Source organism: Nannocystis exedens (genome assembly GCF_002343915.1).
GTDB lineage: Bacteria > Myxococcota_A > Polyangia > Nannocystales > Nannocystaceae > Nannocystis > Nannocystis exedens.
Map to the genome: position 1 here is coordinate 3,757,713 of NZ_NETK01000001.1, position 21,232 is coordinate 3,778,944.

The following is a 21,232-nucleotide window of genomic DNA, read 5'->3' on the forward strand; positions in this document are numbered from 1 at the left end:
GCGCAAACGATCCGCCATGCATTTGTCGGATTCGAGCTCGACGCCGCGCCCCTGCATCGGCCTCGACCGGCGCATCGCGGTCGCCGGACATCCCAACGACCCGGCGATCATGGGCGGCGTCGCCTCGCCCGCGCGGCGCTCGTCGAGACCGACGAGCTCACTCGCCGCCGCGGCGGAGCGCCCCGAGCTGCTCGTAGATCGCTCGCGCCTCGAGCCCGGTGAGCGCGGCGATCTGCTTGGCCTTCTCGCGCGGCTTCAGCCCGGGGTCGCACACCAGCTGCCACAGCGCCCGCGCCGCCTCCTGCGCCGGGTCGCCGGTCGCCTCCACGTGCGTCCCGGCGAGCACCAGCGTCACCTCGCCGCGCAGCGCCTCGTCGACGGTCTGCGCGAGCTCGGCCAGCGAGCCACGCAGGACCTCTTGATGTTGCTTGGTCAGCTCGCGGCCGATGGCCACGCGCCGGCTCTCGGCGTCGGGTAGCGCGGCCGCCAGGTCGCGCAGCAGGGCCGGGACCCGGTTGCCGGCCTCGTAGAGCAGCACCGTCCCGCGCTCGCGGGCGATCGACTCGAGCCGCTCGGCCCGCTCCGGTCCGCCGCGCGGCAGGAAGCCCAGGAACCGCACGTCGTCGGCGGGCAGGCCGCTGAGGCACAGGGCCACCGCCGCGGCCGTCGGCCCCGGGACCACGTCGACCGGGTAGCCGGCCTCGACCGCCGCCTGGACCAGGCGCAGGCCCGGGTCGCTCCACACCGGCAGCCCCGCCTCCGACACGTACGCGACCACCTTGCCGCGCTCGAGGTTCTCCAGCAGCAGCGCCACCCGCTCGCCCTCGTTGGCGACGAAGCAGCTGATCCGCGGCGGCAGCGTCGCCCCCTCGCCGAGCAGGCGCAGCGGGCTGCGCGTGTCCTCGCAGAACAGCACGTCGGCGCCGACGATCGCCTCGCGGGCGCGCGGGCTGAGGTCGCCGCGGTTGCCGAGCGGCGTGCCGACCAGCACCAGCTTGCCCGGCGCCTCGGCGCTCATTCGTGACCCAGCGCGATCTGGACCGCGTCGCCGAGCTCGGCCTGGAGGAACTCGCGGAGGCGCAGGACCATGCGCTTCTCGAGCTGCCGCGCGCGCTCGCGGCTGACGCCCCAGCGGTCGCCGAGCTCCTGCAGCGTGATCGGCTCGTCGGCGACGATGCGGTCGCGGAAGATCTCGAGCTCGCGGCCCGACAGCGTCGCCCCGAAGCGGCGCAGCTTGGCGTGGAGGATGTCCTTGAACTCGGTCGACTCGACCTCGACCTCGGGGTCGTCGCTGCTGTCCTCGATGATGTCCATGCGCGTGCGGCCGTCGTCCTCGTCGCCGCCGCCGGTGAGCGGGGCGTCGAGCGACATGTCGGGCGCCGACAGGCGGCGGTCCATCTCGATGACCTCGGCCTCGCTGACGTCGAGGGCGGCGGCGATGCGCTCGGGCGTGGGGTCGACGCCGGCCTGCTTGAGGCGGTCGACCTGCTTGCGCAGGTTGAAGAACAGCTTGCGCTGGTTCTGGGTGGTGCCGATCTTCACCAGCCGCCAGTTGTTGAGGATGAACTTGAGGATGTAGGCGCGGATCCACCAGCCCGAGTAGGTCGAGAGCTTGACCCCGCGGTAGGGGTCGAACTTCTTGACCGCCTGGATCAGGCCGACGTTGCCCTCCTGGACCAGGTCGAGCAGGTTCTGGTAGGCGCGCTTGTACTCGTGGGCGATCTTCACCACCAGGCGCAGGTTGGACGTCACCAGCTGCTTGGCCGCCTCGGCGTCGCCCTGCTCGACCCACCGCACCGCCAGCGCGTGCTCCTCCTCGCGCGTCAGCAGCGGGTGGCGGCGGACCTCGGCCATGTACTGGCCCATCGGGTCGCGGCGCACCAGCGCGGTGGTCGGCGCGGCCTGGGTCTGCGCATCGGCGGAGCGGACCCCGATCTCGGCCTCGATGAGGTCGAGCTCGGCGTCGGTCGCCGGCTCGGTCTCGGCCAGCACCTCCGCGTCTTCCTCGTCGTCGTCGCGCGGTTCGGGCTCTGGGGCGACCGGCGTGGCCTTCACGGGCAGGGCCTTGTCGGCGGGCGCCTCGACATCGACGACCGCCGGCGCCTTGCGCGGGGACTTCTCGGGCGAGCTGCGCTTCGGTTGAGACATGCCGGGGCGGAGTCTACGCCGCCGCTCGCCATCTTTGACAGGTCGGCGGAGGTTCGCCCGTGCGCGACCTCCGGGAGGCGACCCCGCGGACCTGCCGGCGGTTTCGGCCGTACCGCTGCGCCGGCACCGCGCGGCGCCGGCCCGCCTACACGCGCCCGGCTGCCTCGCGGTGGCCATCGCAGATTCCCCCCACTACACTGGCGATCGTGATCGCTCCGCTTCGTGGTCGACTCGGCCGGGCCTCCACCCCGGCCATCGTCTTCGGCTCCTTCGCCCTGGCGCTCGGGCTCACCGCCGTGCAGGACAGCGAGGCGCTGGCCCAGCGCAGCGAGGCGCGCGCCCCGGCCCGCGCCGCCGCCCAGACCTACGACGCCACCGACCTGCGGATCCTCGACTGGACCCTCTGGTACGTCGCCAAGTACTACGTCGAGCCCGAGCGCATCGACCCCCACCGGATGACGATCGCCGGCCTGGAGGGCCTCGAGCAGGCGATCCCGCAGGTCTTGGTCGAGCCGCTCGGCGGCGGCAAGAAGGCCACGCGGGTCAAGGTCCGCGTCGGCACCGCCGAGCAGGAGTTCGAGCTCGGCAGCGTCGACGCGCTGTGGGCCGTCGGCACCCACGTGCGCGACGTGTTCCGCTTCATCGCCCGCCACACCGCCCTGACGGAGGACGACCGACGCGACGCCGAGTACGCGATCGTCGAGGGCGTCCTCGGCACGCTCGATCCGCACACCAACCTGCTGCGGCCCGACGAGTTCGACGTCATGAAGACCAGCACGAAGGGCAGCTTCGGCGGGCTCGGCATCGAGGTCGGCATGCGCGACGGGATGATCACGGTGATCCGCGTGATCGACGGCAACCCGGCGGCCAAGGCCGGCATCGAGTCGGGCGACCGGATCGTCCAGATCGATGAGGAGTCGACGGTGACGATGACGCTCAACGAGGCAGTCGACCACATGCGCGGCGAGCCCGGCACCGCGGTGGCGCTGCACATCCGCCGCGAGGGCGTCGACAAGCCGAAGCGCTTCCGCATCACCCGCGACGTCATCACCCTCGACAGCGTCACCGGCACCGTGCTGCCGGGCGTCAACAACGAGGGTCAGCCGGTCAAGGTCGGCCTGGTCCAGATCAACCGCAACTTCGCCCAGACCACCGGCAAGGAGCTGCGGGCCAAGCTGGCCGAGTTCGAGAAGGCCGGCGTGCGCGGCATCGTCCTCGACATGCGCGACAACCCCGGCGGCCTGCTCACCGCCGCGGTCGAGGTCGCCGACGCGTTCCTCAAGTCGGGCGTGATCGTCTCGACCGTCGGCCCCGGCGCCCCACGCGAGGACCTCACCGCCGACGACCGCTACGACTTCGCCGACGTGCCGGTGGTGGTGCTGATTGACCAGGGCTCGGCGAGCGCGACCGAGATCGTCGCCGGCGCCCTGCGCAACCTCGGCCGCGCCGTCCTGCTCGGCCGCCGCACCTTCGGCAAGGGCTCGGTGCAGGTGCTGCACGACCGCAAGGTCGCCGACAAGGAGCTCGCGCTCAAGCTGACGATCGCCCAGTACCTCACCCCCGGCGACGTCTCGATCCAGTCGGTCGGCGTCAGCCCCGATCTGGAGACCCTGCCGGTCGTCGTCACCAAGGACTTCGTCGCCTACCACGGCCGCAAGCGCTTCGACCTCGTACGCGAGGAGTCGCTGGCCTCGCACCTCACCTCGACCAAGGCCGACCCGTCGCAGAAGATCACCGCCGGCCCGCTCTACTTTCTCAGCAACGCCGTGGTGCCCGACGACGAGGGCAGCGAAGACAAGTCCGAGGCCGCCAAGCAGAAGGAGCGCGACAAGGCGCGCGCGGCCAAGACCGACAAGGCCGGCAACCTGACGCCTGAGGCGCTGCTCGAGGACCCGGAGATCCGCATGGCCCGCGACCTGGTGGTGTGGGCGCCGTCGGCGAACCGCGACGCGATCCTGGCGAAGATCGGCGACTTCGTCGCCAAGGAGACGGCGCTCGAGGAGAAGCGGCTGACCGAGGCGTTCGCCAAGCGCGGCATCGACTGGAGCCCCGGCACCGCGCCGGAGGCCGGCAAGAGCGCCGTGCTGCGCATGACCGTCAAGACCGACAAGAAGGACAACACCGTCCTCGCCGGCGAGACGGGCATCGTCACCGTCAGCGTCACCAACGAGGGCACCGCGCCGGCCTACCAGGTCCGCGCCTTCACCGACTCCGACTACTCGTACTTCGACGAGCGCGAGCTGCTGCTCGGCCGCATCGACCCCGGGCAGACGCGCACCGCGACCGCGAAGATCAACGTCAGCGAGCACGAGCTGTCGCGCACCGACCGCATGGAGCTGCAGCTGTTCGACCGCCACGGCTCGACGGTCTCGCCCAACTCGCAGCGCTTCATCGACATCAGCAGCGCCGGCATCCCCCGCCCCGACTTCGCGCTGGCCTACCAGCTGCTCGACGACCCCAGGGCCGGCGCCAACGTCCACGGCAACGGCGACGGCGCGCTGCAGGTCGGCGAGCGCGTGCGCCTGCGCGTCCACGTGCGCAACACCGGCGAGGGCCAGGCGCTCGACGCCTGGGTCAACCTCAAGAACATGAACGGCGACGCGGTGTTCCTCCACACCGGCCGCGAGCAGCTCAAGGCGATGCCGACCGGCGACGGCCGCGTGGTCGAGTTCGACTTCGAGGTCAAGAAGGCGCCGGCCGAGGGCGAGGTCAAGCTGCAGCTGTCGGCCCACGACGCGAAGATCGGCGTGGCGCTGGCGCAGAAGCTGCACTTCCCGCTGGCCCAGAGCACCGTCACGGTGGCGCCCGCGAGCGGCACCGCCGCCTGCGAGAAGACCTGCGAGCTCGTGCAGAGCCCGCTCGCCGCCGACCAGGTGGTCGCCCGCGCCGAGCCCGGCTCGGGCCTCAAGGTCACCGGCCGCGCCGACGGCTGGCTGCGCGTCGACCTCGACGGCAAGCGCTTCGCCTTCGTCAAGGAGGCCCAGGCCAAGCTCGGCGAGCGCGCCGGCAAGCCGAAGGTCACCGACGTGTTCGCCATCAGCCCGCCGCGGATCGCCCTGGCCCAGAGCCCGAGCCAGACCGCCGACCAGCGCATGAAGGTCAGCGGCACGATCACCGACAGCGAGGCCGTCCGCGACGTCTTCATCACCGTCGTCAACCCCTCGCGCGACCTGTTCGGCAAGGCCGAAAAGGTGTTCTACCAGGCCGCCGCCAACCCCAAGGACGGCAAGCTCGAGTTCTCCGCCGACATCCCGCTGACCCCGGGCAACAACTTCATCGAGGTCCGCGCCCGCGAAGACGACGACGTCAGCGCCGCCAAGCACATGTGGGTGCTCCGCACCAGCGGCCTCGAGGAGGCCCGCTCCAACGAGCTCCACAAGTCGAGCGGCAAGCTCAGCGTCGACACGCTGGCGAAGTGACCCGAGCGGCCCGTCCGACCGGCGGCGGACCCGAGGCCGGGGAGAGGCGCAGCGTCGAGGACGAGGACGGCGCCCGCCGCCGACCTCGGCGCGCGGCGTCGAGGTCGAGGACGGCCGGGTCTCCCGACCGTGCCCGAGCCCACGCGGCCCTTGGCCTGTCGCAGAGGCGACCGATCACGTGCCCGAGCGAAGCTCACCGCCGGCGCCGCGAGGCGGCGGAGCTTTGCGCCTGTCCTTCGAGACATCCTCGGCCGCGCGGAAAGACGCGGCGAAGCACCTCTTCTCGGCCAGCTTGATCGAGCCGATGTCGAAGACCTCGCCTTCCTTCATCGCACGTTCATGGTCGTTCCCAAACGAAGAAGGGCCGCGCCGGCGGGTGCCGGGCGGCCCTTCGGGCGAGCCGGGACGCAGCGGCTCAGCTCGCCTCTTTCTTCACCTCGCCGTCGTTGGCATAGACGACCACGGGCTGCTTGCCCTGGAGGATGCAGTCCTCGTTGACGACGACCTCGCGGATGTTGCCCTGGCTGGGGATCTCGTACATCACGTCGAGCATCGCGCGCTCGAGGATCGTCCGCAGGCCGCGGGCGCCGGCTTTCTGCGCGCGGGCCCGCTGCGCGACGGCCTTGAGGGCGCCGTCCGTGAACTTGAGGCCGACGCCGTCGATGCCGAGCAGGCGCTCGTACTGCTTGACCAGCGCGTTCTTGGGCTGGGTGAGGATGGCGACCAGCGCGGCCTCGTCGAGGTCGTGCAGCGGGGCGACGATGGGCAGACGACCGATGAACTCGGGGATGAGGCCGAACTTCATCAGGTCCTCGCTCTGGACCTGCTGCAGGAGCTCCCACTGGCGGAGCTCCTTTTTCTGCCCGTGCTGCACGCCGAAGCCCATGGTCTTGGCGCTGATGCGGTGGTCGATGATGTCTTCGAGGCCCGCGAACGCGCCGCCGCAGATGAACAGGATGTTGGTCGTGTCGACCTGCAGAAAATCCTGCTGCGGGTGCTTGCGGCCGCCCTTCGGCGGGACGCTGCTGATCGTGCCCTCGAGGATCTTCAGCAGCGCCTGCTGCACGCCCTCGCCGGACACGTCGCGGGTGATCGACGGGTTTTCGCCCTTGCGCGCGATCTTGTCGATCTCGTCGATGTAGACGATGCCCCGCTGCGCGCGCTCGATGTCGTGGTCGGCGTTCTGCAGCAGGTTGACGATGATGTTCTCGACGTCCTCGCCGACGTAGCCCGCCTCGGTCAGGCTGGTGGCGTCGGCGATGGCGAACGGCACGTCGAGGATGCGCGCCAGCGTCTGCGCCATCAGCGTCTTGCCCGAGCCGGTCGGCCCGAGGAGCAGGATGTTGCTCTTCTGCAGCTCGGTCTCGTCGGGCAGCTTCTTGGCGTTGATGCGCTTGTAGTGGTTGTAGACCGCGACGCTGATGGTCTTCTTCGCCAGCTCCTGGCCGATGATGTAGTCGTCCAGGACCTTGCGGATGTCCTTCGGCTTCGGGATCTTCGCGCTGACATCGGCCCGCTCCTCTTTCTGGACCTCCTCGGCGAGGATGTCGTTGCAGAGCGAGATGCACTCGTCGCAGATGTAGACCGAAGGCCCTGCGATCAGCTTCTTCACCTCCTTCTGCGACTTGCCGCAGAAGGAGCAGCTGAGGTTGCCGTTGTTGTCGCGCTTGGAGCTCATGGGTTCCCCCCCGTCGGCGTCGGCCGCTCCTTGCGCGGCCGGCTCAGCACCTCGTCGATGAGCCCGTAGCTCTTGGCCGTCTGCGGGTCCATGAACTTGTCGCGCTCGGTGTCACGCAGGATGTCGTCGACCGTCTTCCCGCTGTGCTCGGCGAGGATGGCGTTCAAGATGGCCTTGAGGCGCCGGATCTCCAGCGCCTGGATCTCGATGTCGGTGGCCTGCCCCTGCACGCCGCCCGACGGCTGGTGAATCATGATGCGCGCGTTCGGCAGCGCGAAGCGCTTGCCCGGGGCGCCGCCGGCCACCAGCACCGCGCCCATCGAGGCCGCCTGGCCGATACAGTAGGTGGCGACGTCGCAGCGCACGTGCTGCATGGTGTCATAGATGCCCAGGCCCGCCGTCACCACGCCGCCCGGGGAGTTGATGTACATCGTGATGTCCTTCTCCGGGTCCTCCGACTCGAGGAAGAGGAGCTGGGCGATGACGACGTTGGCGACCTGATCGTTGATCCCGGTGCCGAGGAAGATGATCCGGTCCTTGAGGAGCCGGCTGTAGATGTCCCACGAGCGCTCGCCGCGGTGCGTCTGCTCGATGACGAAGGGGATGTTTGCGACCGGGCCCAGGTCTTCGTGGTGCTTCATGCGGCGGCTCCGCGCTCCTTCTAGGTGTCTCGGCTATCGTGACCGCCTCGCCGCGGCGATGCAAGGCCCCAGAACGCGCGGGCCCGTCACCACTTTCTCACCGGCGATCGAGAAAGCGGCTGGAGCCACCCGGGGGTGGCTCCTGCTCGACGTTCGGCGCGCTCGGCACCGGCGCGCGCTGCGACTTGTTCGTCAGGTCGCGGCGGTCTCGCCGCTAGACTCCGACGCAGCGGGCGCCTCCGGCGTCGGATCGGGCGCCTCGGTGACCTCGGCCTTGCTCATCAGGAAGTCGAGGATCTTCTCCTCGCGGAGCTGCGCGCGCAGGAGCAGCAGCTGGTTGTTCTTCTCCATCGTCGCGCGCAGGCGATCGACGTTCTGATTGCGCTCGGCGGCCATCTCCTTCAGCTCGGCCTCGACCTCTTCCTCGGCGACGACGATGTTCTCGGCCTTGCCGATCGCGTCGAGGAGCAGGAACGCCTTGACGTTGAACAACGCCTGGGGCCGGTACTGCGAGCTGAGCTGCTGCTCGGTGACGCCGAGCCGCTGGAGCGTGAGGCCCTGCTGCTGGACCTGGCGCTTGAACAGGTCGACCTGAGCGGCGACCTCGCGGGCGACCAGCGACGGCGCGACCTCGAAGGTGTTGCGCTGGAGCAGGACCTCGACGAGGCGCTTGCGGGCGTCGCGCTCGGCCTCGTTCTTGTCCTCCTCGAGCAGGCGCTCGCCGATCTTGGCCTTGAGCGCGTCGAGGCTGTCGGCCTCGCCGGTGTCGCGGGCGAAGTCGTCGTCGAGCGCGGGGACGTGCTTCTCGCGGACGTCGCGGAAGCCGATCGTCAGCACCGCCTCGTGCCCGCGCAGCTCCTGCTTGAGGCGCTCCTGCGTCGGGCTGAAGCGCACGACCTGGGTCTTGCCGACCTGGTCGAGGGTGATGTTGGCGAGGGCGGCGGCGAGGCCCGGGATGTACTCGTTCTCGGTCTCGCCGATGTCGACGCGGAGGTCCTTGCGCGCGATCTTCTGCGGGCCGATGTGGCCGTCGAGGTCGACGGTCCACACGTCGCCCGGCTGGGTCGTGGTGCGCTCGGTGCCCTCGGCGAGCGGGCGCAGCTCGGTGAGCTCCTCCTGCTTGGCCTTGAGCTCGGCGGCGACCTTGGCCTCGTCGACGACGGCGGGGCGGCGACGGACGGCGATGCCGGTGTAGTCCTTCGGAGTGATCTCCGGCGGGACTTCGAAGCGCGCGGCGTACTTGAAGGTCTCGTCCTTGTTGAGCGTGCCTTCCTCGAGCACCGGCTGCGTCAGCGGCACCTTGCTGTGCTGCGTGACGGCGGCCTGGAAGGTCTCGTCGACGAGCTCGCGCGCGAGCTCCTCACGCACGCTCTTGCCGAACATGCGCTCGAGCATGTGCGGCGGCACCTTGCCCGGACGGAAGCCGGGCAGGCGAGCCTTGCCCTGCAGGTCGCGCAGCTTGGTGGCGAACCGCGGCGAGATCTCCGACCACGGGATTTGCACACGCACGCGGCACTCGACCGCACTGATCCTCTCGATTTGACTTTCCATGACGAGCGAAAGCGGGGACGGTCCAGTACCAGAGGGGCGCCACGATCACAAGCCTACGGGCGCACGGCCGCCGGTACGCCGGCCCGCGACGCCGGCGACGGGCGCCCGGGAGGCGTGACAAGCCGCACGGCCCTGCGTCAGCCCTCGTGCTCGGCCAGCAGCTCGTCGCGGTCGCGGTAGCCCGGACTCACGTCCCGCAGCGCCTGGGCGGCGGCCGCGGTGTCGCCGAGGGTCATGTAGACCTCGGCCAGGCGGTACTGGGCCGCGTCACGCTCGTCCTCGTCGTTGGCGCTCTCGACCGCCTCGCGCAGGGCGGCGACGGCGACCGCCGGCTCGCCGCGGAGGATCCGGAGGTCCGCGATCATGACCTTGGCCCGCGACTGCCAGGTGCTGTCGGCGGCGGCGAGGCCGAACTGGGTCAGCGCGTCGTCGATGAGGCCCATCTCGTGATAGGCCATCCCGAGGTCGAAGTAGGTCTGGGCGTCGGCCTGCTCGGTGAGCGTGGCGACGGCCCGCTGCTGCGACGACTTCTTGCGGCTGACCGGCGACGGCTCGTCGAAGATCGAGGACAGGAAGTCGTCCTCGTCCTCCTCGTCGTCGAGGCGCTGGACGGTGCGGCCCGGGGTGGCCGCGGCGGCCGGCGCGGCGGCCACCGGCGGCGGGGTGTCCTCGATCGTCACCGGCGCGGCGGCCGACTCGAGCTTGGCGCCGGTGGCGAAGCGGTCGGCGAATTCGGCGAGCGCCGGGTGGCCCGGGTAGCGCCGCTGCAGCTCGAGGTAGGTGAACTGGGCGTCGTCCTCGAAGCGGCTGCTGATGAAGAACCGCAGCTCCTCGACCTCGTCGGTGATGTCGGGGTAGTCCGCCGGCGCGGCGGGCTCCTCCGCGGAGATCTCCTCGACCGCCTCGAGCTCCTCGAGCTCGGCGCTCAGCAGGTCGGTCGCCTTGCTGTCCGCGGGGACAGGCTGCGCGGCGGCCTCGGCGGCGGCGGACTTGGTCTCGCTGTCGTCAGGGGCTGCTGCGGGCTCGGCCGCCGGGCTGTCCGAACGGGCTGCTTCCGGCTCGCCTGCGGCCTGGCTGTCCGTGGGGACAGCTTGGGTCCGGGCCTCGGCAGGCTGGGCGTCCGGCTCGACCTCGCCGGTCGGCGCCTGGCTGTCCGAAGCGACAGGCTCGGGCTTCGCCTCGGCGGTCGCCGGCTGGCCGTCGGCCGCGGCTCCCGGCCTGGCCTCGTCTGCTGCGGCCAGGCTGTCCGAACGGGCAGCCTCGGGCTTCGCCTCGCTCGTCGGCGCGGCCTCGGCCGCCGGCTGCGGCTCGCTCGCCGGGCCGTCCGAACGGGCAGCTTCCGGCTTCGCCTCGGCAGCCGGGCTGTCCGAACGGGCAGCCTCCGGCTTCGCCTCGGCAGCCGGGCTGTCCGAACGGGCAGCTTCCGGCTTCGCCTCGGCAGCCGGGCTGTCCGAACGGGCAGCTTCCGGCTTCGCCTCGGCAGCCGGGCCGTCCGAACGGGCAGCCTCCGGATTCGCCTCGGCGGGCGCCGCGGGCTTCGTCTCGACCGGCGTCGCCGGCTTGGCGGCGGGGGTCGCTGCGGGCTTCGGCTGGCTCGTCTCGCCGAGGCGGGTGACCGGCTTGGCCGGCTTCCCGCCGAGGCGCATCGCCCGGAGCTTCGCCGCGGCCTCGGACTTGGGGTTGGCGGGCGGCCGGACGATCTCCGCCTTCGGCACCTCGGGCTTGCCGGCGGGGGCGTCGGTCGCGGGCTCGGCGGTCGCGGGCTCGGCCTTCGCGCCGGCTTCGCTCTTCGCCTCGCCCGCTTGCACCTGGGAGCTCGCGGTCGAGCTGTCCGCCGGGACAGCTTCCGGCTTCGCGGCGCTGTCCGCGGCGGCCTTCGGGGCCTCGGCCTGCGCGGAGCTGTCCGCCGGGACAGGCTGCGCGGACGCCTCGGGCGAGCTGTCCTCGGGGACAGCTTCGGACCTGGCCTCCGGGCTGCCCGCCGGGACAGCCGGGGTCGCGGCCGGCGTCGCGGCTTCCGTCGCCTCGGCCTTGCTGTCCGCCGGGACAGCCTCGGGCTGCGCCGACGCGTCCGTCGCGGCAGCCTCGGGCTTCGCCTCGGCCTTGCTGTCCGCCGGGACAGCCGCGGGCTGCGCGGTCGCCTCGCTCGAGCTGTCCGCCGGGACAGCCTCCGACTTGGCCGCCGCGTCCGTCGCGGTCGCCTCGGTCTTGCTGTCCGCCGGGACAGCCTCGGGCTTCGCGGTCGCCTCGGCCTTGCTGTCCGCCGGGACAGCCTCCGGCTTCACCAATGCCTCGCGCGAGCTGTCCGCCGGGACAGCTTCGACCTTCGCCGGGACGGCCTCGGGCTTGGCCTCGGCGCTGTCGACGGGAGGCTTCGGCGGCTCCGGCCGCTTCGTCACCACGCTCTCGCTGCGCGGCGGCTCCGGCCGCTTCGTCACCACGCTCTCGCTGCGCGGCGGCTCCGGCCGCTTCGTCACCACGCTCTCGCTGCGCGGCGGCTCCGGCCGCTTCGTCACCACGCTCTCGCTGCGCGGCGGCTGCGGCGGGCGGGCCAGGGTCGGCGGCGCCTTCTTGGGCAGCGCCGGCTTGCGCGGCGCCGGCTCGGGCGCGGCCTCGACGAGCTCCTCGACCTCGAGCTCCTCGACCTCCTCGGCCTCGAGCTCCTCGACCTCCTCGGCGCGCGCCGCCGGCTTGGCGGCCGACTTCTCGGCCGGCGGCTTGGCGGGCGGACGCCGCGGCGGCTTGCGGCCGGCCTCGACCGGCTCGCTCGCGGCCTCGGGCTTGGCCTCGCTCGGCGCCGCCTCGGGCTCGGCCTTCACGGCCTCTGCCTTCGACGTCTCGGCCTTCACGACCTCCGCCTGCGACGTCTCGGCCTTCACGGCCTCCGCCTTCGACGTCTCGCCCGGCGCCGCCTCGCGCTTCGCGGCCTCGTCGGCGGCTGTCTCCGCGGACATGTCCTCCGCGACAGCCTGCTTCGTGTCCTGCCCCTTGGCCGGCGGCTTGAAGGCCGGCAGCGGCGTCTTGTCGCTGCCGGACCGCGGCAGCGGCGTCTTCTCCGAGAACTTGGTCGGCAGCGGCGTCTTGACCGAGGTGTCGCCCTCGTCGCGCGACGTGGGCGCGGCCAGGCCGAGCGCCAGGTTCTTGAGGCCGCTGGTCTCGCGGGCGGGCTCCTCGGCGGGCGCGGCCGCGGCGGCTTTCGGCTCCTCGGGCAGCGGCGCGGGCGCGGGCGTCGGGGTCAGGTCGGCCTGGGCCTCGGCGGCCGCCTCGGCGGACGTGTCGGCAGCGACCTCCGGGGCCAGGTCGAGGCGGGCCGAGTCGCCCGGCGCGCTCATGCCCGCGCCGCTCTGGCCGGCCTGGGGCGGCGGCGCCTCGGCGTCGCCGGCCAGCCGCTCGTGCTTGGTGCCGCGGACCAGCGGCGCCGCCTCGTCGGGCTGGCTGCCGGTCGCCTCGAGCGCCGTCAGGACCATCTCGGCCTTGGTGTGGTTGGGCGCGAGCCGCAGCGCGCGCTCGAGGTGGTCGCGGGCGATCTTCAGGTCGCGGCCGGCGACCAGCTGGGCCAGCCGCACGTAGGTGTCGGCGGCCTCGGGATTGCGCCCCAGCGCCTCGAGGATCGAGGCCTGCAGCTCGAGCGCCTGCGTGTTGCTGGCGTCGCGGACGAAGATCGAGTCGAGGTGCCCGAGCGCGTGCTCGAACATCTTGTACTTGATGTAGACCCGGACCTCGAGCAGCAGCTTGTCGATGTCGCCGACGTTGTCCTCAGGCTCCTCCGCCGCGCTGGGCGCCAGGTTCGCGCCCACTCCTGCGAAAGGGCGCGAAGGCACGTCCTCGACTTCCACGTCGAGCTCGAGGTCGGTGGCGGTCTGCGCCGCCGCGGCCTCCTCCTCGACGACGTCGATGTCGAGCCCCTCCTCTTCGCGATCCTTCGGGTCGATCGGCATCGCCGCGATCTCGGCGTCGATGTCGGCGACGGTCTTCTTGAGCTCCTCGGCGTTCTCGGGCCCGAGGGCGATCGCCTTGCGCAGCACGCGGGCGGCCAGCACCTTGGCCTTGCGCCCGCCCTTGCGCTGCTCCTTGGCCAGCTCCTGCAGCACGCTGACCGACTTGTCCTGCTTGCCCAGCGCGACGAACGTGTCGGCGAGCAGCTCGAGGCCCTCCGGGTCGGAGGGGGCCGAGCGCAGCAGCGCGTTGAGCTTGACCAGCGCGCGCCGGTTCTCGTTCTGCGACAGGTAGATCCGCGCCAGCGAGCGCAGGACCGGCAGGTCGTCTTCCTTGTGATAGATGAGCCGCTCGGCGACGCGGATGTAGTCGTCGATCCGGCGGTCGGCGAACAGCTTGTCGGCCGCGAGCCGGAAGTGCTCGACCGCCTGCGGCACCATGCCCTCGCGCGAGTACAGCTCGGCCAGCCGCAGCCGCTTGCCGACCGCGCCCGGGTCGAGCTCGGCGACCATGCGGAAGCCCTCGAGACCCTCGGCGATCTGCCCGCTCTGGAAGTACGCCTGGGCCACGAACTCGTAGGTGGCGATGGCGTCCTGGATCCGGCCGAGCTCCTTGTAAAGCGCGGCGACCTTGGCCTGCACGTCGAGCCGGCCCGAGTCGATCTGCAGCACCTGCCGGTAGACCGCGAGCGCCTTCTGGTGCTCGCCGGCCTCGGTGTAGTGCTTGCCGACGAACATGAACCGCTCGCTCGCGCCGGCGGTGTCGCCCATCTGCCGCAGGGCGTCGGCGTAGAGGAGCCATGAACGGATGTCCGAAGGGTCAGCTTCGACGACCGCCGCGTACTCCTTCGCCGCGCGGTCGTGCTGCCCCTTCGCCGCGAACTTCGCAGCGGCTGCCAGTGCCTTGTCGCGGTTGAACGCCACCCGTCTCCTTCTTCCTGCCTTCCTTCTCCGTCAGCCTTGCGCTTCGGCGTCGGCCTCGGCGCGCACGGCCTCAGGGTCGAGCGACGCCTCGAGGAAGTGGGTATCGTATTTACCACTAATGAACGCCGGTTGCTTGAGAAGCCACCGGTGGAGCGGGATATTGGTCTGGATGCCCTCGATGACGCACTCGCCGAGCGCGCGCTGCATCCGCCGGATCGCCTGCTGGCGGTCGGGGGCGTGGACGATGAGCTTGGCCAGCATCGAGTCGTAGAAGGGCGGAACCGTGATGCCCTGGTACATGTGGCTGTCGACCCGGACCCCGTAGCCGCCCGGGAAGTGCAGCGCCGAGATCGTCCCCGGCTGGGGGACGAACTTGATCGGGTCCTCGGCGTTGATCCGGCACTCGATGGCGTGCCCGCGCGGCCGGAACTCGCGCATCAGGTGCCCCAGCGGCTCGCCCGTGGCCAGCCGGATCTGCTCCTGCACGAGGTCGACGCCGGTGATCATCTCGGTCACGCAGTGCTCGACCTGGACGCGCGTATTCATCTCCATGAAGTAGAACCGGTCGCCGTCGAGCAAGAACTCGATGGTGCCGAGCGAGTGGTAGCCGATCGCCTTGGCGGCCGCGACCGCGGCGGCGCACATCTCCCGCCGCAAGGCCTCGCTGAGGACCGAGCAGGGCGCCTCCTCCAGGACCTTCTGGTGGCGCCGCTGGACCGAACACTCGCGCTCCAGCAGGTGGTTGGCGTTGCCGTGCTGGTCGGCGACGACCTGGACCTCGACGTGGCGCGGGCTCTGGACGTAGCGCTCGAGGTACATGTCGCCGCAGCCGAACGCCTTGAGCGCCTCGACCTGCGCGGTCTGCAGGGTCTGCGGCAGCAGCTTGATGTCGCGGACGATCTTCATGCCGCGGCCGCCGCCGCCCGCCGAGGCCTTGAGGATGACCGGCAGGCCGATCCGCTCGGCCTCGGCCACCGCGTGCGCGGCGCTGGTCAGCACGCCCGTGCCCGGCAGCACCGGGACGCCCGAACGCTCCATCGTCTGGCGCGCGGTGACCTTGTCGCCCATGACGCGCATGTGCCCGGGGTCGGGCCCGATGAACGTCAGCTTGCACTTCTGGACGATCTCGGCGAACTCGGCCCGCTCGGACAGGAAGCCGTAGCCGGGGTGGACGGCGTCGGCGCCGGTCAGCTCGGCGGCGGCGATGATGTTCTTGATGTTGAGGTAGCTCTGCGACGACGGCCCGGGCCCGATGCAGACGGCCTCGTCGGCGAACCGCACGTGCAGCGCGTGCTCGTCGACGGTCGAGTAGACGGCGACGGTGCGGAGCCCCAGCTCGCGGCAGGCCCGGATCACGCGCAGGGCGATCTCGCCCCGGTTGGCGATCAGGACCTTGCGGATCTCTCTCAGCGGCGGCGTGGGCCGCGGCGCGGTCGGATGAGGCGTCTTCGTCGGCATCAGAGCTTGCGGACCCGGAACAGCTTGGCCCCGTATTCGACCGGCTTGGCGTTGTCGAGCAGGATCTCCTCGATCACGCACGGGAACTCGGCCTCGAGCTCGTTGAACAGCTTCATCGCTTCGACGATGCAGAGGGTCTGGCCGCGCTGCACTGTGGTGCCGACCTCGACGAACGAGGGCGAGTCCGGGCTCGCCGAGCGGTAGAAGGTGCCGACGAACGGCGATGTGATGAAGGTGCCGGCGGCAGGCGCGGTCGCGGGCGCAGCCGGCGCCGCGGCCGCAGCAGCCGGCGCCGCAGCGGGCACAGCCGCAGGCGCCTCGTAGACGGCCGGGCGCGCCGCCACGGGCGCGGCCTCGAAGCCGGTGTTGCGGCGCAGCAGCACCCGGTGCTCTCCGCTCTCGATCTCGATCTCGTCGAGGTCGTTCTGGCGCAGCACCTTGGCCAGCTCGCGGACATACCGCAGGTCCGGCAGCGAATCAGGCCGTGGAGACGAATCCCGAGGTTCGGACGACATGCACTCTCCGTCAGGGTCGAAGGGTCCCCGGCGCGTCGCTCACGACGGGCGGGCCGTGTGCTCGGCTACGAGGTAGCGCAGAGCGAGGTGGTAGGAGGCAGTGCCGAGGCCCATGATGACGCCGACACATGCTACGCCAGACATGGATACCTGGCGCAAGCTCTCGCGGCGGTAGAGGTTGCTGAGGTGGACCTCGACCGCCGGCACGGGCACCGCACGCAGCGCGTCCTGAATCGCCACGCTCGTGTGCGTGTAGGCGCCCGGATTGATGATGATGCCGTCGGCGGTGCCGTGCGCGGCGTGGATCCAGTCGAGGATCACGCCCTCATGGTTGCTCTGCCGGCAGGTCAACTCGGCTCCGAGTTCACTCGCCAGCGTGTGCAGCGAGGCGTCGAGCTGGGCCAGGGTCTGCGCGCCGTAGATGCCCGGCTCGCGCTGGCCCAGCAGGTTGAGGTTGGGCCCGTGAATCACGAGCACCCGCGGCGCCGCCGACATCCGCAGCCTACAGACTGGCGAGCAGGTCCGGCGCTGCGGTCTTCAGCACCCAGCGGCCCTTGCCGAAGCTCCCCGAGTCGCCCAGCAGCACGATCGTGAAGAAATCGTCGGACAGGCAGCGCACCAGCAGGGTGCCGCGCTCCGCCTTGATCGTGATGTCGGTCAGCGCGCCGAGGTCGAGCGCCTTCGAGGCCTTGAGCAGCTCGACGAACCGGAACGAGAACTCGGTCGCGATGCTCTCGATGTCAGCCCCGCTCCCGCCGTCGTACTGCTCGACGGCGATGCCATCAAAGCCCATCAGGATGGCGCCCTTGGCGCCCGGGATCTTGTCGACGATGGATTTGAGGGTGTCTTTCATGGTTGGCGCAGTCCTCGCGCGGGCCGCCAGGTTGGCAGAGCAAATCGGTTCTGGCAAGCCTCAACTCGGCCGCAACGCGGCCTTCACACTCGGCCGTCCACGGCCCTGCGCTCACTCCGCGGGCATTTGCGCCCGCTGCCGCAGCAGGCCCAGGATCTCGCGCGGCGTCAGCGGCAACACCAGCGGCTCGCCCACCCGCGCCAACGCCACGTAACTCACGGTGCCGCCGACGCGCTTCTTGTCGACCGCCAGGGCGCGCTCGACGGCGGCGCCGCGGTCCCCGACCAGCCACGCGTCGAGATCTTGCGGCAACCGCAGGCGAGCCAGCGCCTGCGTGACCATCGGCTCGAGCCCCGGCTCGGCCACGCCCTTGAGCTCGGACACCCGCGCCGCCGCCCGCAGCCCGAGCGCGACCGCGTCGCCGTGCGGCACCTCGTAGTTCGAGGCCGCCTCGATCGCGTGCGCCATCGTGTGCCCGAGGTTGAGCAGCACCCGCCCCTTGCCGGCCTCGCCCTGCTCCCACGGGTCGCGGCCGATGCAGGCCGCCTTGAGCCCGACCGAGGTCGCCACCAGCGGCGTGATGACGTCGACGTCGCGGGCGTAGATCGCGTCGGCCCGGCCGAGCAGCTGCTCGAGGTGGTCGCCCGAGAACAGCAGGGCGTGCTTGAGCATCTCGGCCAGACCCTGCGCCAGCTCGCGGTCGGGGAGCGAGCTCAGGACCTCGGGGTCGATGGCGACGAACAGCGGGAAGTGGAACACCCCGACCATGTTCTTGGCGCCGGGCAGGTCGACCGCGACCTTGCCCCCGACCGAGGCGTCGACCTGCGCCAGCAGCGAGGTCGGCACCTGCACGATCGGGATCCCGCGCATGAACAGCGCCGCGGCCAGCCCCGAGAGGTCGCCGATGACTCCGCCGCCGAGCGCCACCACGGCGTCCCGCCGACCGAGACCGCCGGAGATCATCTGCTCGAGCACGCCGAGCAGCGACGGCATGTTCTTGTGGGCCTCGCCCGCAGGAACGACGATCGGCACGACCTGGAAGCCGTGCGCCTCGAGGGCCGACCGGGCCGCCGCGCCGTGCAGCCGCGCCACGTTGGCGTCGGTGATGAGCGCGACCGAATTTGCCCCGCCGAGCCGCTGCCGCAGCTCGGTGCCGATCCGCGACAACATGCCGCGACCGATCAGCACCGGATAACTGCGACTCTCGGCCGGGACGTGGACGTCGAGCACCAGGGGCCGAGGGCGCTTGCGTTGGCTGGATGACCCGCTGTCTTGCATGCAGGACCTCAGGGGATGCGGAGGCTGGTGGGCAGCGCCGTCAGCAACCGGTGCGCCACATCTTGCGGCGGTCCGCTGCCGTCGACAACTCCGTCCGCTTCCTCATACGCCGACCTCCGCTTGTCAAGGAGCTCGGCGACGCGCGCCGCGACCGCGCCCGCGTCCGACCCGAGCAGCGGACGCCCGCCGATCGAGGTGGTGCCCAGTCGACGCGCCAACTCGGCCGCCGGCACGTCGAGGAAGAACACGACGCCGGCTTCGCGCATGGCGGCGCGGTTGGCCGGGTCGACGACGAGCCCGCCACCCGCGGCGACCACGACGGTGCGCGAGCGAAACCCGGGCTCGCCGACGAGGAGCTGCAGGGCGGCTTTTTCGCAGCGACGGAAGTGCGCCTCGCCGCGGGCGAACAGCGCGGGGATCGCCGCGCCGAAGATCCGCTCGATGCGACGGTCGAGGTCGATGAACGGCGCGCCCCACATGGCGGCCAGGACAGGTCCGACGGTCGACTTGCCGGCGCCCATCATCCCGGTGAGGAAGAGCGGTCGTTGCGGATCGTCTGCACGGCGTGGATTCATGGCGGTGAGAGAGCTCATCAGCGTGTCGCAGGGGCCTCGGCCGGCGCGGTCGAGCGCGCGGGCGGCTCGGCGAGCTCGGCGCGGACCCGCAGCGCGCCGGCGCGAAAGGAGATCTCCAGCGCCTCGGCGGCGTCGGGCCAGCGCAGCACGAGCTCGTCGATGACGACGGTCTCGGGCAATTCGGCGAGCGCGGCGACGAAACCGACCAGCGCGTCCCAGCTGCCGCGGGCGTCGACCCGCACCGGCGAGCGCACGCCCCACTCGCCCGCGGGCTCGTCGGGCAGCGGCTGCCAGCGCTCGATGGCGAGGCCCGACGCGCGCGCCAGCTCGGGGACGATGAAGAGCAGGTCGGCCCGATCGCCCGCGGCGCCGGGGGTCGTCGCCAGCGCCCGCGTCAGCGCCTCCTCGTCGCCGGCCAGCGCCGCGGCGAAGGCCTGCTGCTCGTCCAGCTCCTGCGCGACCTGCCGCTGCCGCGCCTCGGCGGCCGCGAGCTCGTTGCGGGCGGCGAGCAGGTCGGCCCGCGCCGGCACGTAAAAGAACGCGTAGCCGACGATCGCCGTGACGCTGGCGCCGAGCACCCAGACGAGGAGCGTCTGCAGGACGGACAGGCGCGTGAGGCTCTCGGGCGACAGCACGGGACGTCTCACTGGTTCGGCGCGGCCTCGAGGTCGAGGCGGAAGCGCAGGCTGCCGTCGGCGGCGCGGGCGTATTCTGGCCCATAGGACAGGTGGAACTCCGCCTCGCGGCGGACGCGGGCGACGAACTCGGTGAGCGCGGCGACGTCGCGGGCGAGGCCCTCGACCCGCCACACGCCGAGGTGGGCGGCGTGGGCCTCGAGCGGCCGCAGCGCCGCGCCGGCCGGCTCGAACAGCGCCGCGAACTCGGCGAGCGCGGCCGCCGGGGCGCCGCGAGCGTCCTGCAGCCGCGCCAGCGCCTCCTGGCGGATCCGCAGCACCCGCTGGCGCTCGGCCAGGGCCGGGTTGTCGCGCTTCTTCTCGAGCCGCCGGGTCGCCGCGGTCACCTCCGCCGCGCGCTCGCGCAGCTCGGCCGCTCGCGCCCCGTGGCCGGCGATCCACGCGTAGCCGGTGCCGATCACCGCAGCCCAGCCGAGCAGCATCGCGCCGCCGAGCACCGCGCCGCTGCGCAGCCGCAAGCGTCGCCGCCGCTGGGCCTTCGGCAGGAGGTTGATGCGGATCAAGGCGAGTCGTCCTCCCGCCGCAGCGCCAGCCCGAAGGCCAGCGCCGCGGCCGCGCCCTCGGCCGCGAGCACGCCGGCGTCGACGCCGGCGTCGACGGCGAGGCGGGCGAACGGCTCGACGCGCTGCACCGCGGCCCCGAGGCGTTCGCCGAGCGCCGGCGCCAGCGTCGGAGTCGCCGCGGCCCCGCCGGCCAGGTAGATGCGCGTGAGCGGCTCGGCGACCGTCGAGTCGAGGAAGAACGCGAGCGAGCGCTGGACCTCGCCGGCGATCGCCCGCGACACCGGCGCGAGCACGTCGGCGAGGCGGGCCGCGACCTCGGGCTCGACGGCGGCGCGCCGCTTGAGCGCCTCGGCCTCGCTCGCGCTCGCGCCGGTGGCTTGCTGGATCGCCGCGTCGTAGTCGCGCCCGCCGGCGCCGAAGTCGCGCCCGTACGCCGGCACCCCGTCGGCGACGATCGTGATCGTCGACGTCGCCGCGCCGACCGCCAGCACCGCCGCCGTCTCGCCGCCGACCAGGCCGTGGGCCGCCTCGACGCAGTTGTGCAGCGCGAACGCGGCGGCGTCGACGACCACCGGCCGCAGCCCGCAGTCCTGGGCCACGCGCAGGCGCTGGCGGACGATGTCGTGCTTGGCCGCCACGAGCAGCACCTCGATCTCGCCCGTGGCCGGGTTCTCGCGCAAGATCGTGTGGTCGACCAGCACCTCGCCGCGCTGCTGCGGCGCGACGATCTGGTCGGCCTCCCACGCGATCTGGGCCACCAGCGCCTCGGGCCGCAGCTGCGGCACCGCGAAGCGCTTGATGATGACGCCGTTCCCCGCGACCGCGAGGGCGACGTCGCGGCCGAGCGGTCGCACGCGCGCGAGCACGCGCCGGACCGCGGCGACGGTCGCCTCGTGGTCGACGACCTGGCCGTCCTCGATGCAACCTGGGGCCAGCGGCTCGACGCCGAAGCGAGCGACCCGCAGACCCGAGCGGGCCTGTCGCAGTTGCACGAGGCGGACCGCCGAGGTGCCGAGGTCGAGGCCGAAGCAGCGCCTGGTCATGCGTTTAGCGCCGCCT

At 71.9% G+C, this 21,232-nt stretch carries 17 protein-coding genes; 1 reads left to right on the plus strand and 16 read right to left on the minus strand.

From position 1 onward, the window contains the following. Positions 1-157: 157 nt before the first annotated feature. Positions 158-1,018 carry a 16S rRNA (cytidine(1402)-2'-O)-methyltransferase gene (rsmI, locus tag NAEX_RS14720; protein ID WP_096328126.1) on the minus strand — a complete coding sequence of 287 codons (861 nt, stop codon included), beginning with the start codon at positions 1,016-1,018 and terminating at the stop codon, positions 158-160. Continuing rightward, positions 1,015-2,148: an RNA polymerase factor sigma-32 gene (locus NAEX_RS14725; RefSeq protein ID WP_096328127.1), complete on the minus strand. Its 1,134-nt coding sequence runs from the start codon at positions 2,146-2,148 to the stop codon at positions 1,015-1,017. Before NAEX_RS14725 ends, rsmI begins: the two co-directional genes overlap by 4 nt. A 206-nt stretch (positions 2,149-2,354) precedes the next feature. On the opposite strand from NAEX_RS14725, the gene NAEX_RS14730 reads away from it, so the two are divergent. Beyond that, a complete protein-coding gene (locus NAEX_RS14730; protein WP_170135725.1) occupies positions 2,355-5,567 on the plus strand; it encodes an MXAN_5808 family serine peptidase in 3,213 nt (1,070 codons plus the stop codon). A 174-nt stretch (positions 5,568-5,741) separates the two neighbouring features. Here NAEX_RS14730 and NAEX_RS50170 read toward each other — a convergent pair whose 3' ends face one another. The 14 genes from NAEX_RS50170 to pilM all read right to left on the minus strand — a co-directional run bounded on the left by NAEX_RS50170 (position 5,742) and on the right by pilM (position 21,216). Then, positions 5,742-5,897 (minus strand): hypothetical protein, encoded by a 156-nt coding sequence (locus tag NAEX_RS50170; protein WP_170135726.1) that lies wholly within the window; start codon positions 5,895-5,897, stop codon positions 5,742-5,744. A gap of 85 nt (positions 5,898-5,982) precedes the next feature. Then, the gene (gene clpX / locus NAEX_RS14735) at positions 5,983-7,245 is read right to left on the minus strand and encodes an ATP-dependent Clp protease ATP-binding subunit ClpX (protein ID WP_096328129.1); all 1,263 of its coding nucleotides are present in this window, start codon (positions 7,243-7,245) and stop codon (positions 5,983-5,985) included. Then, positions 7,242-7,886 (minus strand): ATP-dependent Clp endopeptidase proteolytic subunit ClpP, encoded by a 645-nt coding sequence (gene clpP / locus NAEX_RS14740; RefSeq protein ID WP_096328130.1) that lies wholly within the window; start codon positions 7,884-7,886, stop codon positions 7,242-7,244. Before clpP ends, clpX begins: the two co-directional genes overlap by 4 nt. 192 nt (positions 7,887-8,078) lie before the next feature. Further along, positions 8,079-9,437, minus strand: a complete 1,359-nt coding sequence (tig, locus tag NAEX_RS14745; protein WP_096328131.1) for a trigger factor — start codon at positions 9,435-9,437, stop codon at positions 8,079-8,081. A 137-nt stretch (positions 9,438-9,574) separates the two neighbouring features. Next, positions 9,575-14,296, minus strand: coding sequence for a tetratricopeptide repeat protein (locus tag NAEX_RS14750; RefSeq protein WP_096328132.1), 4,722 nt, complete (start codon positions 14,294-14,296; stop codon positions 9,575-9,577). Positions 14,297-14,326: 30 nt separating this feature from the next. Next, entirely contained in the window at positions 14,327-15,754 is a 1,428-nt protein-coding gene (accC, locus tag NAEX_RS14755; RefSeq protein ID WP_096328133.1) for an acetyl-CoA carboxylase biotin carboxylase subunit, read from the minus strand. Beyond that, positions 15,754-16,269, minus strand: coding sequence for an acetyl-CoA carboxylase biotin carboxyl carrier protein (gene accB / locus NAEX_RS14760; protein ID WP_096328134.1), 516 nt, complete (start codon positions 16,267-16,269; stop codon positions 15,754-15,756). Before accB ends, accC begins: the two co-directional genes overlap by 1 nt. Before the next feature lie 39 nt (positions 16,270-16,308). Beyond that, complete coding sequence (gene aroQ, locus NAEX_RS14765) at positions 16,309-16,764, minus strand: type II 3-dehydroquinate dehydratase (protein ID WP_096328135.1); 456 nt, start codon at positions 16,762-16,764, stop codon at positions 16,309-16,311. 7 nt (positions 16,765-16,771) lie between these two features. Further along, positions 16,772-17,122 (minus strand): roadblock/LC7 domain-containing protein, encoded by a 351-nt coding sequence (locus NAEX_RS14770; protein WP_096328136.1) that lies wholly within the window; start codon positions 17,120-17,122, stop codon positions 16,772-16,774. Between the two features lie 111 nt (positions 17,123-17,233). Then, positions 17,234-18,292, minus strand: a complete 1,059-nt coding sequence (locus NAEX_RS14775) for a 3-dehydroquinate synthase (RefSeq protein WP_170135728.1) — start codon at positions 18,290-18,292, stop codon at positions 17,234-17,236. Positions 18,293-18,408: 116 nt separating this feature from the next. Next, a complete protein-coding gene (locus NAEX_RS14780; protein ID WP_170135729.1) occupies positions 18,409-18,975 on the minus strand; it encodes a shikimate kinase in 567 nt (188 codons plus the stop codon). Between the two features lie 17 nt (positions 18,976-18,992). After that, positions 18,993-19,610: a type 4a pilus biogenesis protein PilO gene (gene pilO, locus NAEX_RS14785; RefSeq protein WP_170135730.1), complete on the minus strand. Its 618-nt coding sequence runs from the start codon at positions 19,608-19,610 to the stop codon at positions 18,993-18,995. 8 nt (positions 19,611-19,618) lie between these two features. Next, positions 19,619-20,173: a hypothetical protein gene (locus NAEX_RS50175; RefSeq protein WP_170135731.1), complete on the minus strand. Its 555-nt coding sequence runs from the start codon at positions 20,171-20,173 to the stop codon at positions 19,619-19,621. After that, positions 20,170-21,216 (minus strand): type IV pilus assembly protein PilM, encoded by a 1,047-nt coding sequence (pilM, locus tag NAEX_RS14790; protein ID WP_096328140.1) that lies wholly within the window; start codon positions 21,214-21,216, stop codon positions 20,170-20,172. The genes NAEX_RS50175 and pilM overlap by 4 nt, the downstream gene beginning before the upstream one ends. Between the last annotated feature and the right edge of the window lie 16 nt (positions 21,217-21,232).

What these genes read in the sequence shown, in the direction of transcription:
- tig (WP_096328131.1), bottom strand. Translation starts at nt 9,437, where the DNA reads ATGGAAAGTCAAATCGAGAGGATCAGTGCGGTCGAGTGCCGCGTGCGT.
- clpP (WP_096328130.1), bottom strand. Translation starts at nt 7,886, where the DNA reads ATGAAGCACCACGAAGACCTGGGCCCGGTCGCAAACATCCCCTTCGTC.
- NAEX_RS14780 (WP_170135729.1), bottom strand. Translation starts at nt 18,975, where the DNA reads ATGAATCCACGCCGTGCAGACGATCCGCAACGACCGCTCTTCCTCACC.
- NAEX_RS14725 (WP_096328127.1), bottom strand. Translation starts at nt 2,148, where the DNA reads ATGTCTCAACCGAAGCGCAGCTCGCCCGAGAAGTCCCCGCGCAAGGCG.
- NAEX_RS14775 (WP_170135728.1), bottom strand. Translation starts at nt 18,292, where the DNA reads ATGTTGTCGCGGATCGGCACCGAGCTGCGGCAGCGGCTCGGCGGGGCA.
- pilM (WP_096328140.1), bottom strand. Translation starts at nt 21,216, where the DNA reads ATGACCAGGCGCTGCTTCGGCCTCGACCTCGGCACCTCGGCGGTCCGC.
- clpX (WP_096328129.1), bottom strand. Translation starts at nt 7,245, where the DNA reads ATGAGCTCCAAGCGCGACAACAACGGCAACCTCAGCTGCTCCTTCTGC.
- NAEX_RS14770 (WP_096328136.1), bottom strand. Translation starts at nt 17,122, where the DNA reads ATGAAAGACACCCTCAAATCCATCGTCGACAAGATCCCGGGCGCCAAG.
- accC (WP_096328133.1), bottom strand. Translation starts at nt 15,754, where the DNA reads ATGCCGACGAAGACGCCTCATCCGACCGCGCCGCGGCCCACGCCGCCG.
- aroQ (WP_096328135.1), bottom strand. Translation starts at nt 16,764, where the DNA reads ATGTCGGCGGCGCCGCGGGTGCTCGTGATTCACGGGCCCAACCTCAAC.
- NAEX_RS50170 (WP_170135726.1), bottom strand. Translation starts at nt 5,897, where the DNA reads ATGAAGGAAGGCGAGGTCTTCGACATCGGCTCGATCAAGCTGGCCGAG.
- rsmI (WP_096328126.1), bottom strand. Translation starts at nt 1,018, where the DNA reads ATGAGCGCCGAGGCGCCGGGCAAGCTGGTGCTGGTCGGCACGCCGCTC.
- accB (WP_096328134.1), bottom strand. Translation starts at nt 16,269, where the DNA reads ATGTCGTCCGAACCTCGGGATTCGTCTCCACGGCCTGATTCGCTGCCG.